Below are 26431 nucleotides of genomic sequence, written 5' to 3'. Positions count from 1 at the left end.
CCGCCGCGTCAAACATTGTCAGAGCCAGCGCGCAAAGCCGCGCCGGCCGGAACCTCCGTCCGCTTTCGACGGCCTAACGGGCGCATCGACGGATGCCGTGCCGCGTCCGTCGGGCGGTTCGAAAGAAGCGCGGCGTCCGTCCGCGCGCCGCACGCCCCCAAATGCGTGCGCGCTTACGCTCAAGGAGTCAACAATGACGAAAAAATCCGCTCTAGCCGTTGCCGCCACGCTCGCGGCGGCGCTGCCGATCGCTCTCGCGCTCGCCCCGTCCGCCGCGCATGCGCAAAGCATGGGGCAGATACAGCCGCCCGCGGGCGTGCTGTCGCTGTCCGCGCAGGCAAGCACCGACGTCCCGCAGGACGTCGTCGACATCACGCTGTTCTACGAACAACAGGCGAAGGACCCGGGCACGCTCACCGCCGAGCTGAACAGACGCGCGGATGCGGCGCTCTCGCAGGCGCGCGGCGTCACGGGCGTCACGGCCCGCACGGGCGAATTCTCGGTGTCGCCGAGCGTCGACCGCGACGGCAAGATTTCCGCCTGGCGCGGCCGCACCGAGGTCGTGATCGAGTCGCACGACTTCGCTGCCGCGTCGAAGCTTGCCGGCCAGCTAAGCCCGGCGATGCAGGTGGGCAACGTCGCGTTCTCGCTGTCGCCCGAAGCGCAGCGCGCAGCCGAGCAGAAGCTCACCACCGAAGCGATCAAGGCGTTCCGCGCGCGCGCCGAGGAAGCGACGCGCGCGTTCGGCTACAACAACTATTCGATCCGTGAAGTCAACGTCGGCAGCGGCCGCAGCGTGCAGCCGTATCCGCGAATGTTCGCGATGGCCGCGCCCGCGATGGACAGCACGAAGATGAACGCGCCGATCGCCGTAGAAGGCGGCAAGACGACGGTGACCGTCAACGTGAACGGTTCGGTGCAGATGAAGTGACGCGCCGAAGGCGGCGCGTGGGCGCGCCGTTCGCAGTCGATGCAAAAACGCCGGCTCGTCGCCGGCGTTTTTCATTGCGTGCCCCGCGCGTCGGGATTGGCGATCCTGTGTCGCATGTACTCGGCCGAGCGGCCGAGCGCGCGCCTGCCGCGCGTCGTACGAGCGATCGCACATCGCTGCTTCGTGCTTCGTGCTTCGTGCTTCGTGCTTCGTGCTTCGTGCTTCGTGCTTCGTGCTTCGTGCTTCGTGCTTCGTGCTTCGTGCTTCGTGCTTCGCAGCCAGCATACCGGCGCGCTTGCCTCCCGCGTCGCACCGCCTTCATTCCGCCGTCGGACGGCCGCGCAACCTCGCGCAACCGCCCGCCCGGAACGATCAGGCCGCCTTCGCGGCGCCGCCGCGCCGATACGCCCAGATCATCATCAGCACGCCCGCGACGATCATCGGCAGCGACAGCCACTGCCCCATCGACAGGCCGAACGTCAGCAGGCCCAGGAAGTCGTCCGGCTCGCGCGCGAACTCCACCGTGAAGCGCGCGGCGCCGTAGCCGATCAGGAAGAGCGCCGAGATCGCGCCCATCGGCCGCGGCTTGCGCGAGAAGAACCACAGCACGAAGAAGAGCGCGATGCCTTCGAGCGCGATTTCGTACAGCTGCGACGGATGCCGCGGCAGCATCTGGTGCGCGAGGAACACCTCGTTCAGATTCCACTTCGCGGCAATGTCCTGGTGTGCGGCGAGCCACGCGGCGTCGTCGCGCGACGCACCCGGGAACAGCATCGCCCACGGCGCATCGGGGCTCGTCACGCGGCCCCACAGCTCGCCGTTGATGAAGTTGCCGAGCCGCCCGGCCGCGAGCCCCGTCGGCACCATCGGCGCGACGAAATCGGTCACTTCGAGCCAGTGTCGCTTGCGCTGCCAAGCGAACAGCGCCATCGCCAGCGTGACGCCGAGAAAGCCGCCGTGGAACGACATTCCGCCCTCCCACACGCGGAAGATGTCGAGCGGGTGCGAGAAGTAGTAGTCCGCCTTGTAAAACAACACATAGCCGAGCCGGCCGCCCAGCACGACGCCGAGCACGCCGTAGAACATCATGTCGTCGATGTCCTTCGCGCTCCAGCCTTGCGCAGCGACGTGCGGCAGCTTGAGGCGCAGCCGCCCGACGACGATCGCGAGGATGAAGCCGACGAGATACATGAGCCCGTACCAGCGCACCGCGAGCGGGCCGAGGTGGATCGCGACGGGATCGAAATTCGGATGAATGATCATGAGTTAGCGTTGAAGGTTCTGAATCGATACGGCATGCCCGGCGACGTCCGCCGCCACCGCGAAAACGCGTTGCGACCGCGATTCGACGCACGCGCCGCACGAACGTTCACGGCCGCGTCGCCGCACGCCCGCCCGCGCCCGGCGTCGAATCCGGCCGCGAGGACGGCGCGGGCCGCGCCGCGCCGCGCACGACGTCGATGAAGCCCGCGAGCACCGGACTCACGTCGTCCGTGCGCCACACGAGGCCCGTTTCGACGACGGGCGCCGGATCGGCGAGCGCGCGGTAGACGACGCCCGTGCGCCGCAGGTTACGCAGCGATTGCGGCACGAGCGCGACACCCATGCCCGCGGACACGAGGCTGACGATCGTCTGCATCTGGATCGCCTCCTGGCCGATGCGCGGCGCGACGCCCGCCGCGCCGTAGCAGCCCGTAATGATGTCATAAAAGCCGGGCGCCAAACGACGCGGAAAGATGACGAGCGGCAGCGACGCGATGTCGGCGATGCGCACCGGCGCGTCCCCCGCCGCCTCCGCGGCGTCGGCCGGCATCGCGACGACGAGCGGCTCGCGCAGCACCGGCAGATACGACAGCGACGCCGCATGCCGCGGCGGCACGGGCGGAATCACGAGCCCCGCGTCGATGCGGCCCGCGACGAGCTCCTCGATCTGCACGTCGCTCGTCGCCTCGGTCAGTTGCAGCCGCACGTGCGGATAGCGCGCGCCGAACTCGCGCAACAGTTGCGGCAGCAGCCCGTAATCGGCCGTCGATACGAACGCGAGCGCGAGCGATCCCGCCTCGCCGCGCGCGAGGCTCTGCGCGAGCGGCGGCAGCGCGTCGGCCGCGGCGATCAGCCGCCGCACGTCGGGCAGCAGCGCCGCGCCGACCGCGGTCAGCTCGACCGAGCGCTTGGTGCGCGCGAACAGCGCGACGCCGAGCGCGTCCTCGAGCGCGCGGATCGCCTGCGACAGCGGCGGCTGCGTCATCGAAAGCCGCTCGGCGGCGCGGCCGAAGTGTCGCTCGTCGGCGACGGCGACGAAATAGCGCCATTGGCGCAGATCGGGGGTCAAATCAGGCTCCGCATCGTCGTCGGCACACCGATTAATATGCATGCCGACCTAATAGGCGATGAATAATATATTGGACATTCTCTAACAGAAACTGCATTCTTGCCCACCTGAGCCGGATCGCGCCGATGCAGCGCGCCGCGCCGCCCCACAGTCAACCAGTCGATGATGGAGTCCCCCATGTCGTACAACCGCCGCTCGAAGAACATCACGCAAGGCGTGGCCCGTTCGCCGAACCGCTCGATGTATTACGCGCTCGGCTATCAGAAGGACGATTTCGACAAACCGATGATCGGCGTCGCGAACGGCCACTCGACGATCACGCCGTGCAACGCGGGCCTGCAGCGCCTCGTCGACGCGGCCGTTTCCGCGGTCAAGCAGGCGGACGCGAATCCGCAGACGTTCGGCACGCCGACGATCTCCGACGGCATGTCGATGGGCACCGAAGGGATGAAGTACTCGCTCGTGTCGCGCGAGGTGATCGCCGATTGCATCGAGACCTGCGTGCAGGGCCAATGGATGGACGGCGTCGTCGTCGTGGGCGGCTGCGACAAGAACATGCCGGGCGGCATGATCGCGCTCGCGCGCATCAACGTGCCGGGCATCTACGTGTACGGCGGCACGATTCGCCCGGGTCACTGGAAAGGCAAGGATCTGACGATCGTGTCGGCGTTCGAGGCGGTCGGCGAGTTCACCGCGGGGCGCATGTCGCAGGAGGATTTCGAAGGGGTCGAAAAGAACGCGTGCCCGACGACGGGCTCATGCGGCGGCATGTACACCGCGAACACGATGAGCTCGTCGTTCGAGGCGCTCGGCATGTCGCTGCTGTACTCGTCGACGATGGCCAATCCCGATCAGGAGAAGGTCGATTCGGCGGCCGAGTCGGCGCGCGTGCTCGTGGAGGCGGTGAAGAAGGATCTGAAGCCGCGCGACATCATCACGAAGCAGGCAATCGAGAACGCGGTGTCGGTGATCATGGCCACGGGCGGCTCGACGAACGCGGTGCTCCACTATCTGGCGATCGCGCACGCGGCCGAGATCGACTGGTCGATCGAAGACTTCGAGCGCATCCGCAAACGCGTGCCGGTGATCTGCGACCTGAAACCCTCGGGCCAGTACGTCGCCACCGACCTGCACGCGGCGGGCGGCATTCCGCAAGTGATGAAGCTGCTGCTCGACGCGGGCCTGCTGCACGGCGATTGCATGACGATCACGGGCCGCACGATCGCCGAGGAGCTGAAGGACGTGCCGAGCGTGCCGCGCGCCGACCAGAAGGTGATCTACCCGATCGACCAGGCGCTGTACAAGGAAGGCCACCTCGCGATCCTGAAGGGCAACCTCGCCGAGGACGGCGCGGTCGCGAAGATCACCGGCCTGAAGAACCCGGTCATCACCGGCCCGGCGCGCGTGTTCGACGACGAGCAGAGCGCGCTCGCCGCGATCCTCGACGACAAGATCCGTGCGGGCGACGTCGTCGTGCTGCGCTACCTCGGCCCGCAGGGCGGCCCGGGTATGCCGGAGATGCTCGCACCGACGTCGGCGATCATCGGCAAGGGCCTCGGCGAATCGGTCGGCCTCATCACGGACGGCCGCTTCTCGGGCGGCACGTGGGGGATGGTGGTCGGCCACGTCGCGCCGGAAGCGTTCGTCGGCGGCACGATCGCGCTCGTGCAGGAAGGCGATTCAATCACGATCGACGCGCACAAGCTGCTGCTGCAGCTGAACGTCGACGACGCCGAGCTGGCGCGCCGCCGCGCCGCGTGGAAGCAGCCGGCGCCGCGCTACACGCGCGGGGTGCTCGCGAAATATGCGGCGCTCGCCCGCCCGGCGAACAAGGGCGCGGTGACGGGCTGACGCACGGCAGCGCGCCGGCCCCGAAGCCGGCGCGCGCTGCGTGCGCGCATCGCAACGCGACGGCGGCGCCACGATGGCGCCACGGCGGGACGACAAAAAGCGACAAGACGAAGAAGGGGGCGCGACGTACTCGCGCCCCCTTTCCTTTATATAATGCGCGCACCGCCAAGCCGGACGCTGCGCCGGCGGAGACCAGCATGAACAGAACGACTTTGCGCCTGATGGCAATCGCGCTCGTTGCCGCGGCCGCAAACGCGCGCGCGCAACAGGCCGACGGCCTCGCGCTTGCGCAACGAAAGAACTGCATGGCCTGCCATGCGATCGACAAGACGTTGATGGGGCCGTCATTCCACGCGATCGCCGACAAATACGCGGCGCGCGGCGATGCCGCCGCCTATCTCGCGCAGACGATCGTCAAAGGCAGCGTCGGCGTGTGGGGCAACGTGCCGATGCCCGCGAACACGCAATTGACGAGCGCCGAAGCCGGCACGCTCGCGCACTGGATTCTGTCGCGCAAATAAGCCGCTCGCATCGAAACGCGCCGCCGGCCGCACAGGGCATCCCGTTGCGCGCGCAACGCGGCGACGCCGGCACGCTTCGCATCTCACACTACGCGTGACGAGCCACACACCAGATGATGGCGGGCAAGCCGGCCGGCTTGCCGTTATCCGCTATCGCGCTGCGTGGGCGCGTTGCGGCGCGCGAGCGCCGCGCCGACTTCCTCCGTCACCCAGCCGGCAACCTCCGTCTCGAGCGCGAGCGCGACCTCGCGCGCGATCTGGCCGACAAGCCAGCCCGCATGGTCGTGCAGCGCGTCACGACAACGCGCCTCGATGAGATCGCGGCCCTCTCCCGCCAGATAGCGGGTCATGCGGCCCTTCAGCCGCTCGGCGATCTGCCGCGCTTCGAGGTCCGCGGCGAACGACGGCGCGGCCTGCGCGACCTCGGGCACCGACGACGCCAGCGCGGCAGGCGGCTCGAGATCCGGCGCCGGATGCGCGGCGGGCAACTCGTCCGCGTACGTCACGCTCGCCGCGTAGGCGGTCGGCAGTTCGGCCGCGAGCGGATCGGGCGCGGGCATGAACGACGACTCCGCGCGCATCGGCGCGCTCGGCGAACCGACGGGCGCAAGCGCCGCATCGCGCGCCACGGGAGCCGCCACATCGTCCGCATCGAACTTGTCGGCCTCGCGGGCCTCGTGGACCTCATGGGCCCGAGTCCCGGCGGCGGGCTCGCCCGAGTCCGCACGCTCCGCGACGGACGACCGCGCGAGCGCCGGATTGCCGGGCACGAGCACGTCGGTCAGCACGGGGATCGACGATTCGTTGGCTTCGACCACGTTGTCCTCCGTCCGCTCGGGCTAGCCGCCCTGCTTGTGATTGTTGAGCGCGTAACCACGGTCGCGGTAGAACCGGTACCGGTCGCGGCCGGCCGCGAGCTCGTCGGGCGCGTTGCCGACCACCTCGAGCAGGCGCTCGAAGCGCGCGAACTGCGCCGGCACCTGCGCGCCCAGGTTCAGCAGGATTCCGTGATGCGGCGCGCGCTCGAGATCCGCGGTCAGCACGATCGGCGTGCTCGCCGCATGCGCGTTGTCGACCGCGCAATGCGGAATGAAATCGAGCGGCGAGAACGTCCACAAACGCTCGTCGAGCGCGCGCAGCCGCGCGGGCTCCGCGCACACGACGACGGGCTGCCCCGCCTGATACGCCTTGCGCAGCAGCCGGCACGCGTATGCGAGCGAATCGCCGACGTTCGTATGGAAATCGATCCGCGTCATCGCTCGCCGCGCCCTGCCGCGCCGTTTGCCGAACCTTGCGCCATCACGCGCCGGCGCGGTCGATCAGGAATTGCGCGAGAAGCGGCACGGGACGGCCCGTCGCCCCCTTCGCCGCGCCACTCTTCCACGCGGTGCCCGCGATGTCGAGGTGCGCCCACGGATAGTTTTCCGCGAAGCGCGACAGGAAGCACGCGGCCGTCACGCTGCCGGCCGGGCGTCCGCCGATGTTCGCGAGATCCGCGAAGTTCGACTTCAGCTGATCCTGATACTCGTCGTCGAGCGGCAGGCGCCACGCCGGGTCGCCCGCCTCGCGCGACGCGTCGAGCAGTTCGCCCGCGAGCGCGTCGTCCTTCGAGAAGAGGCCGGTGTTGTGATGGCCGAGCGCGATGATGCACGCGCCCGTCAGCGTCGCGACGTCGATCACCGCGGCCGGCTTGAAGCGCTCCGCGTACGTGAGCGCGTCGCACAGGATGAGACGGCCTTCCGCGTCGGTGTTGAGCACCTCGATCGTCAGGCCCTTCATGCTCGTGACGATATCGCCCGGCTTGTTCGCGTTGCCGGCCGGCATGTTCTCGCAGGTCGGCACGATCGCGACGACATTGATCTTCAGGCCCATTTCGGCGACCGCGCGGATCGTGCCGAGCACCGAGCCCGCGCCGCACATGTCGTACTTCATCTCGTCCATGCCCTCGCCCGGCTTCAGCGAAATGCCGCCCGAGTCGAACGTGATGCCCTTGCCGACGAGCACGACGGGCGCCGCCTTCGCAGCCGCGCCCTGATAGTGCAGCACGATGAACTGCGGCGGCTCGACCGAGCCCTTCGCCACCGACAGGAACGAGCTCATCTTGAGCGCCTGGATCTGCTTGAGGCCGAGCACGTCGGCTTTCAGGCCCCAGTCCTTCGCGAGCTTCTTCGCGGTGTTCGCGAGGTAGGTCGGCGTGCAGACGTTGCCCGGCAGATTGCCGAGGTCGCGCGTGAGGTCCATCCCGTTCGCGAGCGCGACCGCCTGCTTCGCGGCGATCTTCGCTGCCTTCTCGTCGGCCGGATCGACGCTGAACACGATGCGCTTGAGCGCCGGCGCGCTCGCGTCCGGCTTGCTCTTCATCTGCGTGAACTTGTACGTCTCATTGCGCAGCGCGAGAATCGCCGCGCGCACGCCCCAGTCGGACGCGCGCTCGGGCACGGGCAACTGCGCGAGCGTGAAGGTGACCTGGACCACTTTCGTGCCGAGCAGCGCGCGCCAGGCGGCCTTCACCGCGTCGTTGTAGGCTTTCTGGCTGAAAGCATCCTGCTTGCCCAGGCCGACGAGCAGCACGCGCGACGCGCCGATTCCCGAAACCTCGTGCAAAAACAAGGTCTTGCCGAGCTTGCCGTCGATGTCGCCCGCCTTGATCACGCGCGAGACGAGGCCCTTCGCCGCTTCGTCGATGTCGAGCGCCGCGCCGGACAAGGTTTGCGCCTCGAACACGCCCAGCACGATGCAGTCCGATTTCCCCGTCAGGAAACCCTTCGCCGAGCCTTTGCTCCAATCACAGCCTTTTATGCTAAAGTCCATCGCGCTTGTCCTCGGATAAAATCTGGGCTAAGGATGAAAGCCGCAATTATCCGCTATTTTTCCCGTGCGGCGTGAGCGCCCCCCACTCGTGCGCTGTTTCCCGCCCTCTTCGCATCAATAATGATCTTCGAACGCTCCCTCCAGCGCGAGCTTGCGTATACCGCCGGCGCCGTCTTCATGGTGCTGCTCACGATCATGCTGACGTCGATGATGATCCGCATCGTCGGCTACGCCGCGTCCGGCGAGGTGAATCCGAAGGACGTGCTGGTCCTGATCGGCCTCACCGTGATCGGCTATCTCGCGATGATCCTCGTCGGCACGCTGTTCGTGTCGATCCTGTTCGTGCTCACGCGCTGGTACAAGGATTCCGAGATGGTCGTCTGGCTCGCGTCCGGCGTGAGCCTCACGCGGCTCATCAAGCCGATCGGCGTGTTCGCGACGCCGATCGTGATCCTGATCGCCTTCTTCGCGTTCGTCGGCTGGCCGTGGTCGAACCAGCAGAGCAAGCTCATCAAGGCGCGCTTCCAGCAGCGCGACGAGGTGTCGCTCCTCGCGCCCGGCCAGTTCCGCGAGTCCGCGGCGAACCACCGCGTGTTCTTCATCGAGAAGATGTCGCCCGACCAGGCGAAGGTGCAGAACGTGTTTGTCACGACGACCGAGCACGGCAAGGTGAACGTCGTCGTGTCGCAGACGGGCCACACCGAGACGATGAAGAACGGCGACCGCTTCATCGTGCTCGAGAACGGCCGCCGCTACGACGGCGTGCCCGGCCAGCCGAACTTCAAGATCATGGAGTTCGAGCGCTACGGCGTGAAGATCCAGAGCAAGCAGGTCGTCAGCCAGCCGACGACCACCGGCACGTCGACGCCCGATCTGCTGCGCAACCCGACCAACCAGAACCTCGCCGAATTCGCGTGGCGCGCCGGGCTGCCGCTCATCGCGATCAACCTGATGATCCTCGCGATCCCGCTCGCCTATCAGAACCCGCGCCGCGGGCGGACCGTGAACCTCGTGATGGCCGTGCTGATCTACCTCACCTATTCGAATCTGCTGAACGTCGTCCAGTCGCAAATGGAGCGGGGCAAGATTCCGTTCGGCCTCGGGCTCATCGGGCTGCACGCGATCATCGCCGGAGTCGTCGCGTTCCTGTTCTGGCTGCGCGTGCGCAACCGGCCCCTCTTCTCGCGCGCCGCGTTCGGCCGCTCGCAGGGGGCCTGACCGATGCGTCTCTACGAGAAGTACTTCGCGCGGCAGATCTACGTCACGTTCATCTTCGTGCTGTTCGCGTTCTCAGGGCTGTTCTTCTTCTTCGATCTGATCAGCGAGCTGAACTCGGTCGGCCACGGCAACTACAAGTTCGGCTACGCGGTGCTGCGCGTCGCGCTGCAGGCGCCGTCGCGCTTCTATGAGATCATTCCGGTCGCCGCGCTGATCAGCGCGATCTACGTATTCGCGCAGATGGCCGCGAACTCGGAATTCACGATCTTCCGCGTGTCCGGCCTCGCGACGAACCAGGCGCTGCGCTCGCTCGTGAAGATCGGCGTGCCGATCGTCATCGCGACCTACCTGATCGGCGAATTCATCGGCCCGTACTCGGATCAGTTGTCCGAGCGCGTGCGGCTCGAGGCGCTCGGCTCGTCGGTGTCGACAAACTTCGCATCGGGCGTCTGGGTGAAGGACACGCTGACCGCGCGCGACAACGGCGAGCCCGTCACACGCTTCGTCAACGTCGGCACGCTGTCGCCCGACTCGACGATCAGCGACGTGCGCATCTACGAATTCGATTCCAAATTCAACCTGCAGAACGTGCGGATCGCGAAGAGCGGCCGCTATCAGCCGCCCGGCCACTGGCTGCTGACCGACGTCACCGACACGCAGCTCACGAACCTCGCGGGCAACGGCGCGACGGCGCCCAACGATACGCTCAACCCCGTGTATCGCGCGCAACAGGTCACGCTGCCGCAGTATTCGCTGCGCTCGGACCTGACGCCGCAGATCCTGTCGGTGCTGCTCGTGTCGCCCGAGCGGATGTCGCTTTTCAATCTGTTCCGCTACATCCAGCACCTGAAGGAGAACCAGCAGGACACGCAGCGCTACGACATCGCGCTGTGGCGCAAGCTGCTGTATCCGTTCGCGGTGTTCGTGATGCTCGTGCTGTCGCTGCCGTTCGCGTATCTGCATACCCGCGCGGGCGTCGTCGGCGTGAAGGTGTTCGGCGGGATCATGCTCGGCATGAGCTTTCAGCTCTTCAACACGCTGTTCTCGCACATCGGCACGCTGAACACGTGGCCCGCGCCGCTCACCGCCGCGCTGCCCGGCTGCATCTATCTCGCGCTCGGCCTCTTCGCGCTGAAGTGGGTCGATCGGCACTGAGCGCATACGCGCATCATCGGAGGGCGCGATGAATCGACACGGAATCGTCCTTTTCGGCCACGGCGCGCGCGACGCGCGCTGGGCCGAGCCGTTCGAGCGCCTCGCGGCGAAGCTGCGCGCGGCGCGCGGCGCCGATGCGAGCGTCGCGCTCGCGTTTCTCGAATTGATGCAGCCGTCACTCGTCGAGGCGACGGCCGCACTCGCCGCGCAAGGCTGCGACGTGATCACCGTGATTCCGGTGTTCTTCGGCGAGGGCGGCCACGTTCGACGCGACCTGCCGCAACTGATCGACGCGTGCCGCGCCGCGTATCCGGCCATCGACATTCGCTGCGCGACCGCGGTCGGCGAGGACGATGCGGTGCTCGATGCGATCGTCGCGTACTGCATGCGCACGAGCGCGCCCCCCGCGCATTGACCGCTCGCCGCTCGCGGCAGCCCTGGGCGACGGCATAAAAAAACGCCGGCTCATCGCCGGCGCATCGTTCGTTTCGCGCCTATCGCGCGATTCAGTCGTATCTTCCGCCCGTGTCGCGCCGCCCGCCCGGCTCGCGCGCGCTTCCCGCGCCGAAGGCCGCGCGCCGTGTGCGGGCGAGCCGCTTCGCCGGCACACCCGGGCACGCCGCATCAAGCCGCGTTGCGCATCCCTCGCCTGTTCGGTTCGTCGCGCGACGCCTCGTCCGCAAGCTGCGGCGCACGCTCGGCGAACGCGTCGCCGATCATCAGCAGGCTCGGCTGCGCCGGATCGAGCCACGCCTGCGCCGCCCCCGCCGCCATTTCGGCGAGCGTGAGCGTGAGCATGCGCTCGCGCGGCGTGCTGCACGCCTCGACGATCGCCACGGGCGTCGCGCCCGCGCGGCCCGCGTTGATCAGTTGCTGCGCGATTCCGGGCGCGCTGTCGCGGCCCATGTAGTAGACGAGCGAATCCGCGTTCACCTGCTCGCGAATCTCGTCGCTGCCGGGCGCGCGGCTCTTCGTCGCGAACGCGACGCTGCGCGCGACGCCGCGCAGCGTCAGCGAGCGCTTGAGCGCCGCGGCGCTCGCGAGCGCCGCAGTGATGCCCGGCACGACTTCGTAATCGATCCCGGCCGCTTCGAGCGCACGCATTTCCTCGTCCGCGCGGCCGAACAGCATCGGATCGCCCCCCTTCAGCCGCACGACGACCGCGTGTTCGCGCGCCGCGTCGACGATCTGCTTGTTGATGAAGTGCTGCGCGGTCGAGCGCTGCCCGCAACGCTTGCCGACCGCGATCCTGCGCGCGCGCCGTGCGTAGTCGAGCATCGCGGGCTCGATGAGCGCATCGTGCAGCACGACGTCGGCTTCGGCGAGCAGGCGCGCGCCGCGCACCGTGATGAGGTCCGCCGCGCCCGGCCCCGCGCCGATCAGATACACCTTACCCATTTGCATCGATCCCCTTCGTGCACGTGTGCCGGCGGGCGCCGCCGATGCGGCGCGCGACGTCACGCGGAAAACGCACGAATCATACCCGCTGCGACCGTGTGATGGGTCGCCTCGTCGATCAGCACGAACGCGCCCGTGCCCGGATGCGCATCGTACGTGTCGCAGACGATCGGCTTTTGCAGCGTCAACGCGACGCGGCCGATATCGTTCATCTTCAGATCGTGGCGATCGGTTGCGTGCGACAGCGTGTGCACGTCGAGCACCTGCTTGACCGCGCCGACCTTCGTGAACACGGTGTTCGTCGTTTGCTTGAGCAAATACTTGCGCTGCGGCGAAAGCGGCGTCTCGTCGAACCAGCAGAGATCCGCCTCGAGCTTCTTCGCCGGTTCGACGGGCTGCGCGCGCGGCACGAACGTGTCGCCGCGCGACACGTCGACGTCCTCGGCAAGACGAATCGTCACCGCCTGGCCCGCGAACGCGTGATCGACGGCCGCCGTGCCGCCCGGCACCGGCGCGATGATCTCGGCGACCGTCGCCGTGCGGTTCGACGGCAGCACGGCGATCTCGTCGCCCACCTTCACCTCGCCCGCCTCGATGCGGCCCATGTAGCCGCGGAAATCGTCGGCCGAGCTGCCGTCCTGGCGCGCGACCCACTGCACCGGGAAGCGCAGCGCGTCATGCGCCTGCGTCTCGACGGGCAGCGTCTCCAGCACGTTCAGGAGCGGCTCGCCCGCGTACCACGGCATCCGCTCGCTCGCCGCGACGATGTTGTCGCCCTTCAGCGCCGATACCGGCACGAAGCGCACGTTCGCCAGGCCGAGCTGCTGCGCGAGCTTCACGTACGCGTCGCGAATCTCGTTGAAGCGCGTCTCGCTGTAGTCGACGAGATCCATCTTGTTGATCGCGACGATCACGTGCTGCAGACCGAGCAGCTTCACGATCGCGCTGTGGCGCTTGGTCTGCGGCAGCAGTTGCGCGGCGCCGTCTTCGAACGTCACGCGCGTCGCGTCGACCAGGATGATCGCCGCGTGCGCGGTCGACGCGCCCGTCACCATGTTGCGCGTGTACTGCTCGTGGCCCGGCGTGTCGGCAATGATGAACTTGCGCTTCGCGGTCGCGAAGTAGCGGTACGCGACGTCGATCGTGATGCCCTGCTCGCGCTCGGCCTCGAGGCCGTCGGTGAGCAGCGCGAGGTCGAGCTCGTCGCCGACCGTGCGCTTGTTCTTCGCGCGCGACAGCGCGGAAAGCTGATCGGACAGCACCGCCTTGCTGTCGTACAGCAGCCGCCCGATCAGCGTGCTCTTGCCGTCGTCCACGCTGCCCGCCGTGATGAACCGCAGTACGCCGAGGTCTTCGTTGTTCTCGATGATGCTCATGATGGATATGTCCTCGCGTGCGTCAGAAATAGCCCTGCTTCTTGCGCTGCTCCATCGCGGCCTCCGACGCCTGGTCGTCCATCCGCGTCGCCCCGCGCTCCGTGATCTCCGTCACCGCCGTCTCCGCGATGATCTTCTCCACGTCGTCGGCGTCGCTCTCGACCGGGCACGTGCACGAGATGTCGCCCACCGTGCGGAACCGCACCAGCGCCTGCTCGCTCGTCTCGCCCTCGCGCATCGGCGTGAGCGGCGTCACCGGCACGAGCAGCCCGTTGCGCCGCACGATCTCCCGGCGGTGCGCGTAGTAGATCGACGGCAGCTCCAGCCGCTCGCGCGCGATGTACTGCCACACGTCGAGCTCCGTCCAGTTCGAGATCGGGAACACGCGCAGGTGCTCGCCCCGGTGCAGCCGCGCGTTGTACAGGCTCCACAGCTCCGGGCGCTGCGCCTTCGGGTCCCACTGGCCGAATTCGTCCCGAAACGAGAAAATCCGCTCCTTCGCGCGCGCCTTCTCCTCGTCGCGCCGCGCGCCGCCGATCATCGCCGTGTAGCCGTGCCGCTCGATCGTCTCGAGCAGCGTGACCGCCTGCGCGGCGTTGCGCGAATCCGTCTCGCGGCGCAGCACCACCGTGCCGCGCGCAATCGAATCCTCGACGTGGCCCACCACCAGCTGCGCGCCGATCTCCTTCGCGCGGCGGTCCCGAAAGTCGATCACCTCGTCGTAGTTGTGGCCCGTGTCGATATGCACGAGCGGAAACGGCAGCGTGGTCTTGCGGTTCGCGCCGAGCCCGAACGCCTTCAGCGCGAGATGCAGCACGACGACCGAATCCTTGCCGCCCGAGAACAGCAGCGCCGGCTTGCTGCATTCCGCGACGAGCTCGCGCAGGATGTGGATCGACTCGGCCTCGAGCCAGTCGAGATGGCCCATCCGGCCCGACGACGCGCCGGCGGACGGGGCAAAAGCGGATTGTTCGAGCGTCGTGCTCATGATTACGGTCCTTGTCTGGGTTCGTGCCGCCGGGCTTGCCGGCGGCGCAATCTGACTATCTTATTATGTGCCGGGCCCGGATCAGGCGGAAGCCGATTCGGCTCCGGCCGACGGCACCGGCGCGATCGTGATGTGCAGCCCGCACTCCTTCGTGTCGCGCGACTCCCACCACCAGCGGCCCGCGCGGCTGTCCTCGCCGGGACGGATCGCGCGCGTGCACGGCTCGCAGCCGATGCTCGGATAGCCGCGCGCGTGCAACGGATTGACCGGCACGTCGAACGCCTTCAGGTAAGCCCACACGTCGCTTTCGGTCCAGTCGGCGAGCGGGTTGTACTTCGCGATTCCGCGCGCGGCGTCGCGCTCCTCTTCGTGAAGCTCCGCGCGCGTGACCGACTGCTCGCGCCGCTGGCCCGTCACCCACGCGTCGACGCCCGCGAGCGCGCGGTTCAGCGGCTCGACCTTGCGGATCTCGCAGCAGCGCTTGCGTAGCTCGACGCTTTCGTAGAACGCATTCAGGCCGTGCTCGGAGACATATGCGTCGATCGCGTCCTGCCTCGGATGGAACTGCTCGATCTCGTAGCCGTAGCGCTCGCGCACGCGCTCGATCATGCCGAGCGTCTCCGCATGCAGGCGGCCCGTATTCAGCGAAAAGACCCCGATCGCGACGCCCTTCGACAGGATCGCATGCGTGATCAGCATGTCCTCGGCAGCGAGGCTGCTCGCGAGCTTGACCTCCGGATGACGCTCGGCGATCCGCGCGAGCAGCGCGTCGAGCCGCTCGATCTTTCCGGCGAGCGCCGGGCTCAGCAACGTTGCGTCGGCGGCGCTCATGCGCTCACCTTCGCTTCGGCCGCCGCCGCGCGGCGGCGGAACAGCGGCGCCGGCTCGTCGAATGCGCTCTGGTAGCGCTGCGAGAACTCGCCGAACGCGTTCAGCGCGTCGTGGATGTTCTTGTCCGCGCGCACCGCGAACGCATCGAAGCCGCAACGCGACATGTAAAGGAGCTGATCGCGCAGCACGTCGCCGATCGCGCGCAACTCGCCCTTCCAGCCATGACGCTCGCGCAGCAGGCGCGCGATACTGTAGCCGCGGCCGTCCGCGAAGCGCGGAAATTCGACGCCGATCACCGCGATGCGGCCGAAGTCCGCGGCGAGATCGGCGGGCTCGCTGTCGGGCGCGAGCCACACGCCGAGCTCTTCCTTCGCCTTCGTGGCGACGAGCGCGTCGCGCGCCGCCTGCCACAGCGCGAGCGGCACGAGCACCTTGCCGGCGGGCAGCGCGTCGAGCGCGGGCAGCGTGCCGTCTTCGGCCGCGCGCACGACCTGCCACGCGTCGTCGATCACTTCGCGATTCTTGATAATCAAAGCCATCTGCAGATTCCTCTACGCTGGGTTACGCGTGCGCGGTCTGGCGCGCCGCGTAGACGCGCTCCTTGAACGGCGCGATGCCGATGCGATCGTACGTGTCGATGAAGCGCTCGCCGTCGATGCGCGACTCGACGAACGTGTCGATCAGCTTCGAGATCACGTCGGGCACCTCCTCCGCGGAGAACGACGGGCCGATCACGCGGCCGAGGCGCGCGCCGCCCGCGCCCGTGCCCTGCTCGCCGCCGAGCGACACCTGATACCACTCGGCGCCGTCCTTGTCGACGCCGAGAATGCCGATGTTGCCGACGTGGTGGTGTCCGCACGAGTTCATGCAGCCCGAGATGTTGAGCGACACGTCGCCCAGGTCGTACACGTAGTCGAGATCGTCGAAGCGCTGCTGGATCGCGAGCGCGATCGGAATCGACTTCGCGTTCGCGAGCGAGCAGAAGTCGCCGCCCGGGCACGCGATGATGTCGGTCAGCAGGCCGACGTTCGGCGTCGCGAAGCCGGCCGCCTTCGCCTTTTCCCATACCGCGAACAGATCGCGCTTCTTCACGTTCGCGAGAATCAGGTTCTGCTCGTGCGACACGCGCAGCTCGCCGAACGAATAGGCGTCGGCCCAGTCGGCGACCTGCTCCATCTGCTCGGCGCTCGCGTCGCCGGGCGCGACGCGATGGTTCTTCAGCGAAAGCGTGACGGCGGCGTACCCCGGCACCTTGTGCGGCGCGACGTTGCGCTCGACCCAGCGCGCGAACGCGCGGTTCTCGAGCAGATGCTGCTCGAACGACGCGTCGGTGTCGGCGAGCTTCTCGTAGGCGGGCGGCTGGAAGAACTGCGACACGCGGTCGACTTCGGCTTGCGTGAGCGTCGACGGGCCGTCCTTCAGATGCTGCCATTCCTCTTCGACCATCTGCGAGAACTTCGCAGGCGACAGCGCCTTCACGAGGATCTTGATCCGCGCCTTGAACAGGTTGTCGCGGCGGCCGAAGCGGTTGTAGACGCGCAGCGCCGCCTCGCAATAGGTGAGGAGGTGCTGCCACGGCAGGTTCTCGCGGATAATCGCGCCGACGATCGGCGTGCGGCCGAGGCCGCCGCCCGCGAGGATGCTAGCGACCACTTCGCCCGCCTCGTTCTTCTTCAGGTAGACGCCGAGATCGTGGATCTGCACGGCCGCGCGGTCTGCCTTCGAGCCGGACACGGCGATCTTGAACTTGCGCGGCAGCCACGCGAATTCGGGATGGAACGTCGACCATTGGCGCAGGATCTCGGCCCACGGACGCGGATCGATCTCCTCATCCTGAGCCACGCCCGCGAACTGGTCGGCGGTGATGTTGCGGATGCAGTTGCCGGACGTCTGGATCGCGTGCATCTGCACCGACGCGAGCTTCGCGAGGATCTCGGGCGTTTCCTCGAGCTTCACCCAGTTGTACTGGATGTTCGAGCGCGTCGAGAAGTGGCCGTAGCCGCGATCGTGCTCGCGCGCGATGCGTGCGAGCATGCGCAACTGGACGCTGCGGAGATTGCCGTAGGGAATCGCGATGCGGTGCATGTACGCGTGGCGCTGCATGTACAGGCCGTTCTGCAGCCGCAACGGACGGAACTCGTCCTCGCTCAATTCGCCGGACAAGCGGCGGCGGACCTGGTCGCGGTACTGCGCGACGCGCTCGTCGACGATCGTCTGATCGTACTGGTCGTACTGGTACATTCGGGGACCCCAGGGTTTGCTCGATATGACCGCGCGGCGTCCTAGCCACGCCGCGCCCGAATCCTGCACCGTCCGCGCCGAGTCGGCCATCCGCCCGGCCGGTCATGTGCAAATGACGATTACAGATATCCATATTTGAAAAACACGGGGCAATCGTAATAAACTCCCCTTATATTTCAAACGACTAAAAAATTCTGTTGATATGCGGAAGGGTTATAAATGAACCTGCACCAATTTCGCTTCGTGCGCGAGGCCGTCCGGCAGAATTTCAATCTCACGGAAGCCGCGAAAGCGCTGTACACGTCGCAGCCGGGGGTATCGAAAGCCATCATCGAGCTTGAGGACGAACTCGGCGTCGAGATCTTCACGCGCCACGGCAAACGCGTGCGCTCCCTGACCGAACCGGGGAGGATCATCCTCGCATCGGTCGAGCGGATCCTCCAGGAGGTCGAGAGCCTTAAAAGGGTCGGAAAGGACTACGCGGCGCAGGACCAGGGCAACCTGACGATCGCCGCGACGCACACGCAGGCCCGCTACTCGCTGCCGGCCGCGATCGCCGAGTTCAAGAAACGCTTCCCGAAGGTGCATCTGTCGATCCTGCAGGGCAGCCCGACGCAGGTCGCCGAAATGGTGATCCACGATCAGGCGGACCTCGCGATCGCGACGGAGGCGATCGCCGACTACAAGGAACTCGTGTCGCTGCCCTGCTTCCAGTGGCACCACACGGCCGTCGTGCCGGCCGATCACCCGCTCCTCGAGCGCAAGCCGCTGTCGCTCGACGATCTCGCGCAGTTTCCGCTCATCACGTACGACGACGCGTTCGCGGGCCGCAAGAAGATCAACCAGGCGTTCGCGCTGCATCGCCTCACGCCCGACATCGTGCTCGAGGCGATCGACGCGGACGTGATCAAGACCTACGTCGAGCTCGGGCTCGGCGTCGGCATCTTGGCCGACGTCGCGTTCAACCCGGAGCGCGACCGCAATCTGCGCGCGATTCCGGTCGGGCACCTGTTCGGCAGCAACGTGACGCGCGTCGCGCTCAAGCAGGGCGCGTATCTGCGCGGTTATATCTACACGCTCGTCGAGCTGCTGTCGCCGACGCTGAACCGCAAGCTCGTCGAGACTGCGCTCAAGGGCGAGGCCGAGACCTACGAGCTGTGACGCCGGGCCGCGCGCGCTGCCCGCCGGCCGGCCTTCCGGCGAAGCGGGCGACGCTCGCGTTCGTCGTCGCACGCGAGGCAAAATACGGGCGCGACCCGGTCACGCAGTTCGCGGGCGACGCAGCGGGCAGGCGTGATGCGCATCGTGACGCATGGCGCTTGATCTGTCTGAGCCAGGGAACCCTCGAACCATCCCATGTTCCGCATCGGCATGCGGGATGCTTGCCCGCAAGGGGGATTTCGGTAATAATTTGCGTTTTCGCCGCGCGCAATCGCATGTGCGGCGCAGGTTTGCCTAGGTGGTGAAATTGGTAGACGCAGGGGACTCAAAAATAGGTACTTTTACCTATGGTTAGCTTGGGTTCATCGTCCGCAAAGCCATGACAGACAAGGGTTTGTAGGAAATCTCGGCTCCTGAGCGAAAAGCCAGCTTTTCGAGCTAGGAGCCAATCAGGAGCCGGTACGGCGCGTACTGGCTCAAAGTAGGTCGCAGTAGGTAGTGCTGTAACATCGCGTCATGCCCGAGTGGTGAAATTGGTAGACGCAGGGGACTCAGACCAAATTTGAGCCCTCTCGAAGAAATTCTTGAGGTGAAGCCCGTCAAACTCGGTGAAGGCCCTGGACGATTCAGTCCGAGCTAATGCCGAGCCAAGCCCTCAGATCGAAAGATCCAAGGGAAGGTGTAGAGAGCAGACGGCGGGCACCTAAGGCAAGGCGGTAACACGCGGCGCTATGGTGAAGGCGTGCTCCAGACCACGAACGCCGCTTCTTCGGAAGCGTCGGCGGCGAAAGCCGAAGTGGGAAGAAAATCCCCCGCCGCAAGGCGTGCCGGTTCGATTCCGGCCTCGGGCACCAATTCAAGAAAAGCCGCCTCTGCTCATGCAGAGGCGGCTTTTTCTCGTTGGTAACCAGTCGATATCGATCGTCGCACGAAGGGACTACAATCCTGACGCACTCCGACCTGAAACGCCCGACCATCCACAAACTGACCGACCAAGTCCTAGCGAAGGTGCGCGAGGAGATGGGGGCAGTGTTGAAGAAACGCGACGCGCGTGCGCGACGTGCTGCCTCAGCAGCACGACGCCCCGCCGCAATGGGCAGGGGATGCGGTGGGCGGCGCCCAGTCCGCCTGCTGCGGCTTGCTGCGCGATGAGGTCAGGTCGAGTGTGCCGTTCTTGCGCTCGCCATATGAAATGAAACCCACGACATTAGGGAAGTCCGCATTAACTCCGATCAGCGCGACACAAATATACGCGGGCAAACAGAACACCTACTTCCGAGCCCGATGACCTGACGTGGGTGGACATCGAGTCATTCTGCTTCGACGCTTAAATCCTGACCCACGTGCGTGACAAAGCGAGTCTGTAAACGCATTTCCGTCGCATTGCCCGTGCCTTCGATCATGTGTATCAGCATGCGCATGGCTTCCTGCCCGATGCGCCGGGTCGGTTGCTCGACCACGGGTAGTGGCGGATCGAGAAAGGCCATCCACGGTAAATTGTCGAAGCTTACGATTTCCACGTCCGGCCCATAGCGCAAGCCTAGAACGTTCAGCGCCTGCATGGCCCCTTCGGTGATCCGATGGCTCGACGTCAGCAATGCCGTGGGGCGATCCGCACCCGTGAGCACTTTGATCGCCCCGTCGCGGCCGTTGTCCGCGCGTACGCCACCTGCGGCGATCCACTCCTGGCGGACCGGCAGGCCCGCCGCGGACATTGCGGCGCGAAAGCCCTTCAACCGTTCACGCGACGTCATCAGCCCCGCGCTGCCAACGATCGCGCCGATGCGCGTATGGCCGCGTGCGATCAGATACTCGACCGCGGTGCGCGCGCCTCGCACATTTTCGGACAGCACCGCGCCGCAGCCCGGAATCCGCAGCTCGCGATTGACCGCCACAATTGGAAACGTCTTCGGCAGCTCGGTGCGCAGGTAATCGTGCTCTCCCTCGCTCGGCGCAAGAATCAGCCCGTCGACGCGCCGCTCGAAGAATTGCCCTACCGCCTCGCGTTCGCGCACAATGTCTTCGGCCGTATTCGCGAGCAACACCGAATAACCCTTGTGTCTCGCCTCGGATTCGACGCCACTCGCCACCTCGGCAAAAAACACGTTTTCGATATCGGACACAATGAGGCCCACGACATTCGAGCGTTTCGATCGCAAACTGCCCGCCAGGCGGTTGGGGCGATAGCCTAGCCGACGGCAGACATCGAGCACCTTCTCGCGCGTTTCCGCGCTGATTTCATCGTATCCGTTGATGGCACGCGACACGGTCTGGTATGACACCTCGGCTTCGCGCGCCACGTCCTTCAGCGTCACCGTGTGCGAATGACTCTTGCGTCCCATGACTCTTTCCTGGTTATCCGCAGAACGATACCCGACTCCGATCTCGCCGCCAACCTGCGCCGGTCCGACGGCCAGTGCGCACCCGCTCCAGGATCACCGCGCCGCCGCAGCTTCGTCATGCCAGCGTGCCAACGACTTTCTCCAGCATCGCAAACGGCGCCACGCCGTAGCTGTCGCGCCATTGCCGGTAGAGGCCCGCGTCGCGCACCGCGCGCCGGAACGAATCGCGGTCCGGATCGACGAGGGTCACGCCTTGCGAACGTAGCCGTTGCTTGAGACCGCCCTCGCCGTTCGCGATGTCCGCGCGCGCGAACAGCGCGGCTTCGTTCAGGTACTGGGACGCGATCGCCTGAAGATCCTTCGGCAGACGCCGCCACGCGGCGCCATTCACGACCAGCTCGAACGGCGTCGGTTGATGGCTCGTTAGCGAAACAATCTTTGCGGCCTCATAGTATTTCGCGTTTTCGATCGTGACGAGCGGACCCTCCGCGCCATCGACGAGCCGCGTTTGCAGCGCGGTATAAACGTCGCCGCTCGGCACCGGTGTCGGCGCGGAACCAAGCGACTTGAACAGCGACTGGTCGATCGCGGCCGCCGGTACACGCAGCTTCAGGCCCTTCATGTCCGCCGCGCTGTGCACCAGCTTCTCACTCGTGAACAGATGACGGAAGCCGGCGTCCCATCCCTTCTCCATCACGTGCAGCCCGGTCTTGCGCTCAATTTCCGCGTGAATGGCGCGGCCGAATTCGCCGTCCATCGCGCGCCATAGCTCGTCATAGCCGGCGAACGCGAACGGTAGACCGGCGAGCGACGCGGCCGGCACGATGTTGCCCAGAATGATGTCGCCTTGCAGCGTCATCTCCAACGCGCCCGAACGTACCTGCGCGACCATCTGCGTATCGCTGCCGAGCTGGCTGTTCGGATAGATTTCGAGGACCATCCGGCCGCCCGACGCATTGGCGATCTTATCAGCCGCCTCCACCGCGCGAATGTGCTGCGGATGCGTAATCGGTTGGTCGTGTCCGAGCTTGTACGTGAATTCCGCGGCGCGCGCGGCGCGCGGTACAACGGTCACCGCGGCGATGCCCGCGACCACGCCCACGAAAGCTCTGCGATTCATGCTCATGATGTGTCTCCTCACCGTTCCGTAATTGTTCGTATCACACCCTCAAACCGCGACTGTGGACAACCACGGCACGGCGGCGATCACCACTAGCGCCGCCAGCAGCGCGCCGAGGTATGGCAGCATCGCGGTGGCGCCCCGATCCGGATCGCACTTGCCGACCGCGCATGCACCGTAGTAGCCGACGCCGATCGGCGGCGCGAACATGCCGATGCTCATTGACAGCACGACCACGATTGCATAGTGAATGCCGTCGATATGAAGCTGCAGCGCGATCGGAAACAGCAGCGGCCCGAACAGCACGATCGCGGGAATGCCTTCGAGTAGTGCTCCGAGTGTGATAAACAGCGCAATTGACAGCGCCATGAAGGTCACCTTGCCACCGGGCGCGTGCTCCAGCATCCGTGCAAGCGCACTGGCAAAGCCTGCCTGCGTCAGCGCCCAGCTCATCGCGGTCGCCATCGCGATCATCAGCATGATCGCCCCCGTGAGCACTGCGGTTTCACGCAGCATCGGATAGAGCTTGTGCCAATTGAACTCGCGATGCACGAGTATGCCGACCGCGAGCGTATACACGATGCCGACCGTGCTGACCTCGGTCGCGGTCGTGATGCCCTCGACAACGAAGTAACGGATCATGAACGGCAATACGAGCCCCGGCAAAGCGGCGAAGAATACGCGCCAGCGTCGCGCACCGTGACCACGTTCGAATACGGCGGTTGCGGGATGCACAGGCAAGGCTGCCGCGGCTCGTGACGTCGTCGTCGCGTCGGCGCGCTCGCTGCGCCGCCTCGCGCGCAGCAGCGTGACCGCGATCAGACCTAGCGACGCGACCACTGCCGGCATCAGCCCGCCGATGAACAAAGACTGGATCGACAGATTGCAGACCGTTCCGACGATGATCAGCACGAGGCTCGGCGGAATCAGCTCGGCCATCGCCGCCGACGTGGCGAGCAGCGCAATCATTTCGGCGCGCTGCTGTCCGCGCCGCTCCATTTCGGGAAAAAGCACCGGTGTCACTGCGGCCATGTCCGCGAGCTTCGATCCGGAAATACCAGAGACCAAAAACATCGCCGCCACCAGCACGACGTTCAGGCCGCCGCGCGTGCGACCGACAAACATCGCGATCAGTTCGACAAGCCGTCGCGCAATGCCGGTCGCCTCCAGCAGCAGCCCGAGCAGCACAAACATCGGAATCGCGAGCAGTACGAGGTTGGTCATGCCGTCTGTCATCTGACCGATCACGATGCTTAGCGGCACGTGCGTGACGACAAGAAGGTAGCCGACTGTCGCCGCGCCGAACGCGAATGCGATCGGCACACCGATCGCAATGGCGGCACCGAGCAGCACGACGAAATCGAGCACGAGATTCAGGTTGCCGAGTATCGCCATGGCATCGCGCGCAAGCCAGCCGCCACCGATCAGCGCAGCCAGCAGCGCGAGCGCGATGCACACGTGCGCGCGCCGGCTAGCGACAAGCCGCATGAACGCTGACATCGCGATGCAGAGGAACCCTACGATCACGCCGGCGAGATCGACGGTGCGCGGAATCTGTAGCGCCGGCATCATGTCGATCGCCTCCTGGCCGAAATAGCTCGTCGCGAAGAAGTCGCCATTGCCGAGTGCCGTCATCATCCGGTGCAGCGTCAGCTCGAACGGGCAAGCCGGATCGGACAGGAAGTTGGCGACACCGCGCAGCGTTTTGTCCCCGCCCGCGTAGAGCACATGCAGGATCGCGCCGACCAGCAGTGCGTGCGAGGTCTTCTCCCAATGGTTGCGCTTCTCCAGCGCACCTTCGGGATCGACCAGAATGTCCGCGATGTTCTGCACGTCACGCACTTCATGCGCGCCGCGCCGGACTTCGAGCAGCGGGTTGTAGGCGGCCGATTGGCGTCAGGTCAAGAGGCGGTCAAAGACCGTTATCGGCAGAAATATCGAGAAAAAAGCAAGATTTCGCGCAAAGGCGAACGAATGAAAAACGCCGCAAGCAAAGGCGCATTGCGGCGTATCAAGCTGGAAGATCGAAGTTTTAGATGAATCGGCAACGATTAGAACTTCGGCGCATCCTTCGGCGGGGTGTACGGCGCTTTGCCATTGCCCAGGAACTGCCGGTTCGTTGCCTCGGCCACGCGGTTGCAGAGTTCGTCGCCAAGTGTGACACGATCTTTCTTGCACTGCTGGCGCAGTTCCTTCAAGTGCTCGGGATTGGCTACGAGGGAATCCACCGTTTCGGTCGGCTTGGATTTGCCGCAGGCCGTCAGCAATGCAACGAGCAGAATCAGCATGATCGGTTTCACGGCGCTATTCCTCCCTCGCGTCGGGATCAAATGATACGACGGCCTTCTTTGCCGCAAGTGATTCAAGATTGCTTACTCGCTCAATGAAACGAGCCAGCACCTGCGACGGTTCATTGTCGGAACGCAGCAGATAGGTCGTGAGCATGGGAGCGCGTCCAGCCAGCGGCCGTGCGACGATACCCGGCTCTCTGCTGGCCACAATCTGCGAGGTGCCCGCCAGACCCAAGGCGAAGCCTGCTGACACTAAGGCCATCATCAAGTCGATGGATGCGACCCATTCGGCAACGATCGGCTCTCGATCCACGCGGCGCAGAATACGATCCACTTGGCGAGCAAAGCCCTCGCAGGCGTGTGGGTCGCCCAGTACCAACGGGTAGTGCAGCACTTCTTCCAGTGGCAAATATTTATGCGCCAGCAGCGGATGCCGAGCCGGCACCGCTACCATTAACGTTAGCCCCATACCTCGGCCATGTTGAACATCTTGCGGATGCAGGACAGAACCCGGTTGGCCGTGACCGGAATTTTCGCCAGATCGCGCATCAGAGTCGTTATATGTTGTCGGGTTACGTCGGGTACTTTGAGCTTGCCCAGCATCGGCACGATGAAACGGTCGATCTGGTCTTGGTAAGTATCAACGGTGCTCGGCTTGTTGCGAGGTCTGGAGTATTCCTCCATGAACTGGGTACACAACTCTTTGACGGTAGGCGACATACGCGCAGCCAGTTTCGCGGCACTCGGATCGTTGCCTTTCCGCACATCAGCCAGCCAGTCCTGCGCGATCGAGCGGGCCTGCTCGACGGTCAACTCGCCGAATTGGCCGATTTTCGGCTTGCGGCGCTCGCCCCAGTTCGTGCGGTACTGGAGCATGAAGACCTTGCGCCCGTGGGCGGTGACTTTGCAGAGAAATCCGGGGACAATGGTGTCCCGCAGTTCGTAATCTTTGCCGGTGACTTCAGCCGCATCAACAGCGGATTTTGTGAGCTTGATCTTGGCCATGACGCCTCCTAGTTCGAGATCGAACGCAGGAACCAGCCAGGAGCCACGGCATCGGAAAGTGTGCCGCAATCGGTCTGGTCTAGGCGTAAGGTTAGACGGGACTAACCTCTTGGAAAACCAAGCCCAGCAAGGCTTAGCAGGTTCCAGCGTAGTCCGATGCTATAGGAGGCTGCCAAACTCAAAATCCCCCGCCGCAAGGCGTGCCGGTTCGATTCCGGCCCTGGCACCAGTAACATCGAAGCATCGCGGCGGCGCCGTCGATGCTCACTACAGCACAGACCGACGACGGACATGCTCCGCTTCGTCGACCACTGCCATCGAGCCCCGACTGATCCAATCAGCACGGGGCTTTTTCATTTGCTTCGCCGGGTGCGGCTCCGCCGACGGGGCCAAGCCGTGCCACGCGGCGCACCCTTGCAACCCATCAAGGTAATGACGCACATCAAACGCCGCGCGCCTGCTCGCCTGCGGCCCGAATTGGTGTCTCTCCGGAAGAAATCGCCGGCTTACCCGCCAAAAGTTTCGCCGTACGCAAATATCTGGGACCGATACAGCACGGAACTATTACAATTCCCCTTCAAACGTATGATGAATGCAATAGATGCAAGGCATTGTTTTATCTCTTAAACACACGCTCTCGCTCGAAAACGTGCTGCTGGGATTGGGCGGTCTCGTCGCGGCAGGCGGCCTGGCGTACGCGATCCGGTCGATCCGGCGCTTCATGAAGATCGGCAACGACGAATAAGCCCTCGCTAACCGACGATTCGCGTCCGGCCGATCGGCACGGCGCATTCACCAGTCCATCCTCCGTGCCACGCGCCGCCGGACGCCCCCCGCCCGTCGCGCATCGCCTTTCTCC

General features: G+C 65.7%; 24 protein-coding genes and 3 pseudogenes. 10 read left to right on the top strand and 17 right to left on the bottom strand.

Going from position 1 to position 26431, the window contains the following annotated elements; genetic code table 11:
* Positions 1–193 precede the first annotated feature (193 nt).
* The gene (locus BTH_RS16430) at positions 194–931 is read left to right on the top strand and encodes an SIMPL domain-containing protein (RefSeq protein ID WP_009892510.1); all 738 of its coding nucleotides are present in this window, start codon (positions 194–196) and stop codon (positions 929–931) included.
* 372 nt (positions 932–1303) lie between these two features.
* On the opposite strand, the gene lgt is transcribed toward BTH_RS16430, so the two are convergent.
* Positions 1304–2194, bottom strand: coding sequence for a prolipoprotein diacylglyceryl transferase (lgt, locus tag BTH_RS16425; protein WP_009892511.1), 891 nt, complete (start codon positions 2192–2194; stop codon positions 1304–1306).
* Positions 2195–2300: 106 nt separating this feature from the next.
* On the bottom strand, positions 2301–3305 hold the full coding sequence (locus BTH_RS16420) for a LysR substrate-binding domain-containing protein (RefSeq protein ID WP_025988546.1): 1005 nt from the start codon (positions 3303–3305) through the stop codon (positions 2301–2303).
* A 135-nt stretch (positions 3306–3440) separates the two neighbouring features.
* On the opposite strand from BTH_RS16420, the gene ilvD reads away from it, so the two are divergent.
* Both ilvD and BTH_RS16410 read left to right on the top strand, forming a co-directional pair.
* On the top strand, positions 3441–5114 hold the full coding sequence (gene ilvD / locus BTH_RS16415; protein ID WP_009903380.1) for a dihydroxy-acid dehydratase: 1674 nt from the start codon (positions 3441–3443) through the stop codon (positions 5112–5114).
* Positions 5115–5311: 197 nt separating this feature from the next.
* Positions 5312–5635 carry a c-type cytochrome gene (locus BTH_RS16410; RefSeq protein WP_011401880.1) on the top strand — a complete coding sequence of 108 codons (324 nt, stop codon included), beginning with the start codon at positions 5312–5314 and terminating at the stop codon, positions 5633–5635.
* A 143-nt stretch (positions 5636–5778) separates the two neighbouring features.
* On the opposite strand, the gene BTH_RS16405 is transcribed toward BTH_RS16410, so the two are convergent.
* The 3 genes from BTH_RS16405 to BTH_RS16395 are packed head-to-tail and all read right to left on the bottom strand — an operon-like array spanning position 5779 to position 8446.
* A complete protein-coding gene (locus BTH_RS16405) occupies positions 5779–6453 on the bottom strand; it encodes a DUF2486 family protein (protein ID WP_009892516.1) in 675 nt (224 codons plus the stop codon).
* Positions 6454–6474: 21 nt separating this feature from the next.
* Complete coding sequence (locus tag BTH_RS16400; RefSeq protein WP_009892517.1) at positions 6475–6891, bottom strand: DNA polymerase III subunit chi; 417 nt, start codon at positions 6889–6891, stop codon at positions 6475–6477.
* 43 nt (positions 6892–6934) lie between these two features.
* Positions 6935–8446: a leucyl aminopeptidase gene (locus BTH_RS16395; protein ID WP_009908597.1), complete on the bottom strand. Its 1512-nt coding sequence runs from the start codon at positions 8444–8446 to the stop codon at positions 6935–6937.
* Between the two features lie 120 nt (positions 8447–8566).
* On the opposite strand from BTH_RS16395, the gene lptF reads away from it, so the two are divergent.
* The 3 genes from lptF to BTH_RS16380 are packed head-to-tail and all read left to right on the top strand — an operon-like array spanning position 8567 to position 11234.
* A complete protein-coding gene (gene lptF, locus BTH_RS16390; protein WP_009892519.1) occupies positions 8567–9664 on the top strand; it encodes an LPS export ABC transporter permease LptF in 1098 nt (365 codons plus the stop codon).
* A 3-nt stretch (positions 9665–9667) separates the two neighbouring features.
* Positions 9668–10819 (top strand): LPS export ABC transporter permease LptG, encoded by a 1152-nt coding sequence (lptG, locus tag BTH_RS16385; protein WP_009892520.1) that lies wholly within the window; start codon positions 9668–9670, stop codon positions 10817–10819.
* A gap of 28 nt (positions 10820–10847) precedes the next feature.
* Positions 10848–11234 carry a sirohydrochlorin chelatase gene (locus BTH_RS16380; RefSeq protein ID WP_009892521.1) on the top strand — a complete coding sequence of 129 codons (387 nt, stop codon included), beginning with the start codon at positions 10848–10850 and terminating at the stop codon, positions 11232–11234.
* Between the two features lie 209 nt (positions 11235–11443).
* On the opposite strand, the gene cobA is transcribed toward BTH_RS16380, so the two are convergent.
* The 6 genes from cobA to BTH_RS16350 form a co-directional block, all read right to left on the bottom strand.
* Positions 11444–12217, bottom strand: a complete 774-nt coding sequence (gene cobA, locus BTH_RS16375) for a uroporphyrinogen-III C-methyltransferase (RefSeq protein ID WP_009892522.1) — start codon at positions 12215–12217, stop codon at positions 11444–11446.
* 59 nt (positions 12218–12276) lie between these two features.
* Positions 12277–13593, bottom strand: a complete 1317-nt coding sequence (locus BTH_RS16370; protein WP_009892523.1) for a sulfate adenylyltransferase subunit 1 — start codon at positions 13591–13593, stop codon at positions 12277–12279.
* 22 nt (positions 13594–13615) lie between these two features.
* A complete protein-coding gene (gene cysD, locus BTH_RS16365) occupies positions 13616–14581 on the bottom strand; it encodes a sulfate adenylyltransferase subunit CysD (RefSeq protein WP_009892525.1) in 966 nt (321 codons plus the stop codon).
* 81 nt (positions 14582–14662) lie between these two features.
* Positions 14663–15412 (bottom strand): phosphoadenylyl-sulfate reductase, encoded by a 750-nt coding sequence (locus tag BTH_RS16360; RefSeq protein WP_009892526.1) that lies wholly within the window; start codon positions 15410–15412, stop codon positions 14663–14665.
* On the bottom strand, positions 15409–15951 hold the full coding sequence (locus tag BTH_RS16355; protein ID WP_009892528.1) for a DUF934 domain-containing protein: 543 nt from the start codon (positions 15949–15951) through the stop codon (positions 15409–15411). Before BTH_RS16355 ends, BTH_RS16360 begins: the two co-directional genes overlap by 4 nt.
* A 22-nt stretch (positions 15952–15973) precedes the next feature.
* On the bottom strand, positions 15974–17653 hold the full coding sequence (locus BTH_RS16350; RefSeq protein ID WP_009892529.1) for a nitrite/sulfite reductase: 1680 nt from the start codon (positions 17651–17653) through the stop codon (positions 15974–15976).
* Between the two features lie 219 nt (positions 17654–17872).
* Here BTH_RS16350 and BTH_RS16345 point away from each other — a divergent pair, with 219 nt between their 5' ends.
* Together BTH_RS16345 and BTH_RS35190 are read left to right on the top strand one after the other, a co-directional pair.
* The gene (locus BTH_RS16345; RefSeq protein ID WP_009892530.1) at positions 17873–18814 is read left to right on the top strand and encodes a CysB family HTH-type transcriptional regulator; all 942 of its coding nucleotides are present in this window, start codon (positions 17873–17875) and stop codon (positions 18812–18814) included.
* A gap of 11 nt (positions 18815–18825) precedes the next feature.
* Positions 18826–18942: pseudogene (locus tag BTH_RS35190) on the top strand (branched-chain amino acid ABC transporter substrate-binding protein); the annotation flags it as partial.
* A 1182-nt stretch (positions 18943–20124) separates the two neighbouring features.
* On the opposite strand, the gene BTH_RS16340 reads toward BTH_RS35190, so the two are convergent.
* From BTH_RS16340 to BTH_RS16330, 3 genes are all read right to left on the bottom strand, one after another.
* Complete coding sequence (locus BTH_RS16340; RefSeq protein WP_011401878.1) at positions 20125–21156, bottom strand: LacI family DNA-binding transcriptional regulator; 1032 nt, start codon at positions 21154–21156, stop codon at positions 20125–20127.
* A gap of 115 nt (positions 21157–21271) precedes the next feature.
* Positions 21272–22282: a TRAP transporter substrate-binding protein gene (locus BTH_RS16335; protein WP_011401877.1), complete on the bottom strand. Its 1011-nt coding sequence runs from the start codon at positions 22280–22282 to the stop codon at positions 21272–21274.
* 42 nt (positions 22283–22324) lie between these two features.
* A complete protein-coding gene (locus tag BTH_RS16330) occupies positions 22325–24109 on the bottom strand; it encodes a TRAP transporter large permease (RefSeq protein WP_009892534.1) in 1785 nt (594 codons plus the stop codon).
* Positions 24110–24121: 12 nt separating this feature from the next.
* On the opposite strand from BTH_RS16330, the gene BTH_RS33650 reads away from it, so the two are divergent.
* Complete coding sequence (locus BTH_RS33650) at positions 24122–24316, top strand: hypothetical protein (RefSeq protein WP_127446434.1); 195 nt, start codon at positions 24122–24124, stop codon at positions 24314–24316.
* A gap of 11 nt (positions 24317–24327) precedes the next feature.
* Here BTH_RS33650 and BTH_RS16325 read toward each other — a convergent pair whose 3' ends face one another.
* The 3 genes and pseudogenes from BTH_RS16325 to BTH_RS16315 all read right to left on the bottom strand — a co-directional run.
* Entirely contained in the window at positions 24328–24576 is a 249-nt protein-coding gene (locus BTH_RS16325; protein WP_025369530.1) for an EexN family lipoprotein, read from the bottom strand.
* 4 nt (positions 24577–24580) lie between these two features.
* A pseudogene (locus tag BTH_RS16320) lies at positions 24581–25024 on the bottom strand (LysR substrate-binding domain-containing protein); the annotation flags it as partial.
* 5 nt (positions 25025–25029) lie between these two features.
* Positions 25030–25572: pseudogene (locus BTH_RS16315) on the bottom strand (integrase arm-type DNA-binding domain-containing protein); the annotation flags it as partial.
* Between the two features lie 601 nt (positions 25573–26173).
* Between BTH_RS16315 and BTH_RS34525 the strand changes: the two are divergent.
* Positions 26174–26317 (top strand): hypothetical protein, encoded by a 144-nt coding sequence (locus tag BTH_RS34525; RefSeq protein WP_011401874.1) that lies wholly within the window; start codon positions 26174–26176, stop codon positions 26315–26317.
* Positions 26318–26431: the final 114 nt, after the last annotated feature.

The sequence above is a fragment of the Burkholderia thailandensis E264 genome (assembly GCF_000012365.1).
GTDB lineage: Bacteria > Pseudomonadota > Gammaproteobacteria > Burkholderiales > Burkholderiaceae > Burkholderia > Burkholderia thailandensis.
Note: the sequence above shows the minus strand (reverse complement) of the source record. Positions and strands in the feature narration are given on the sequence as shown.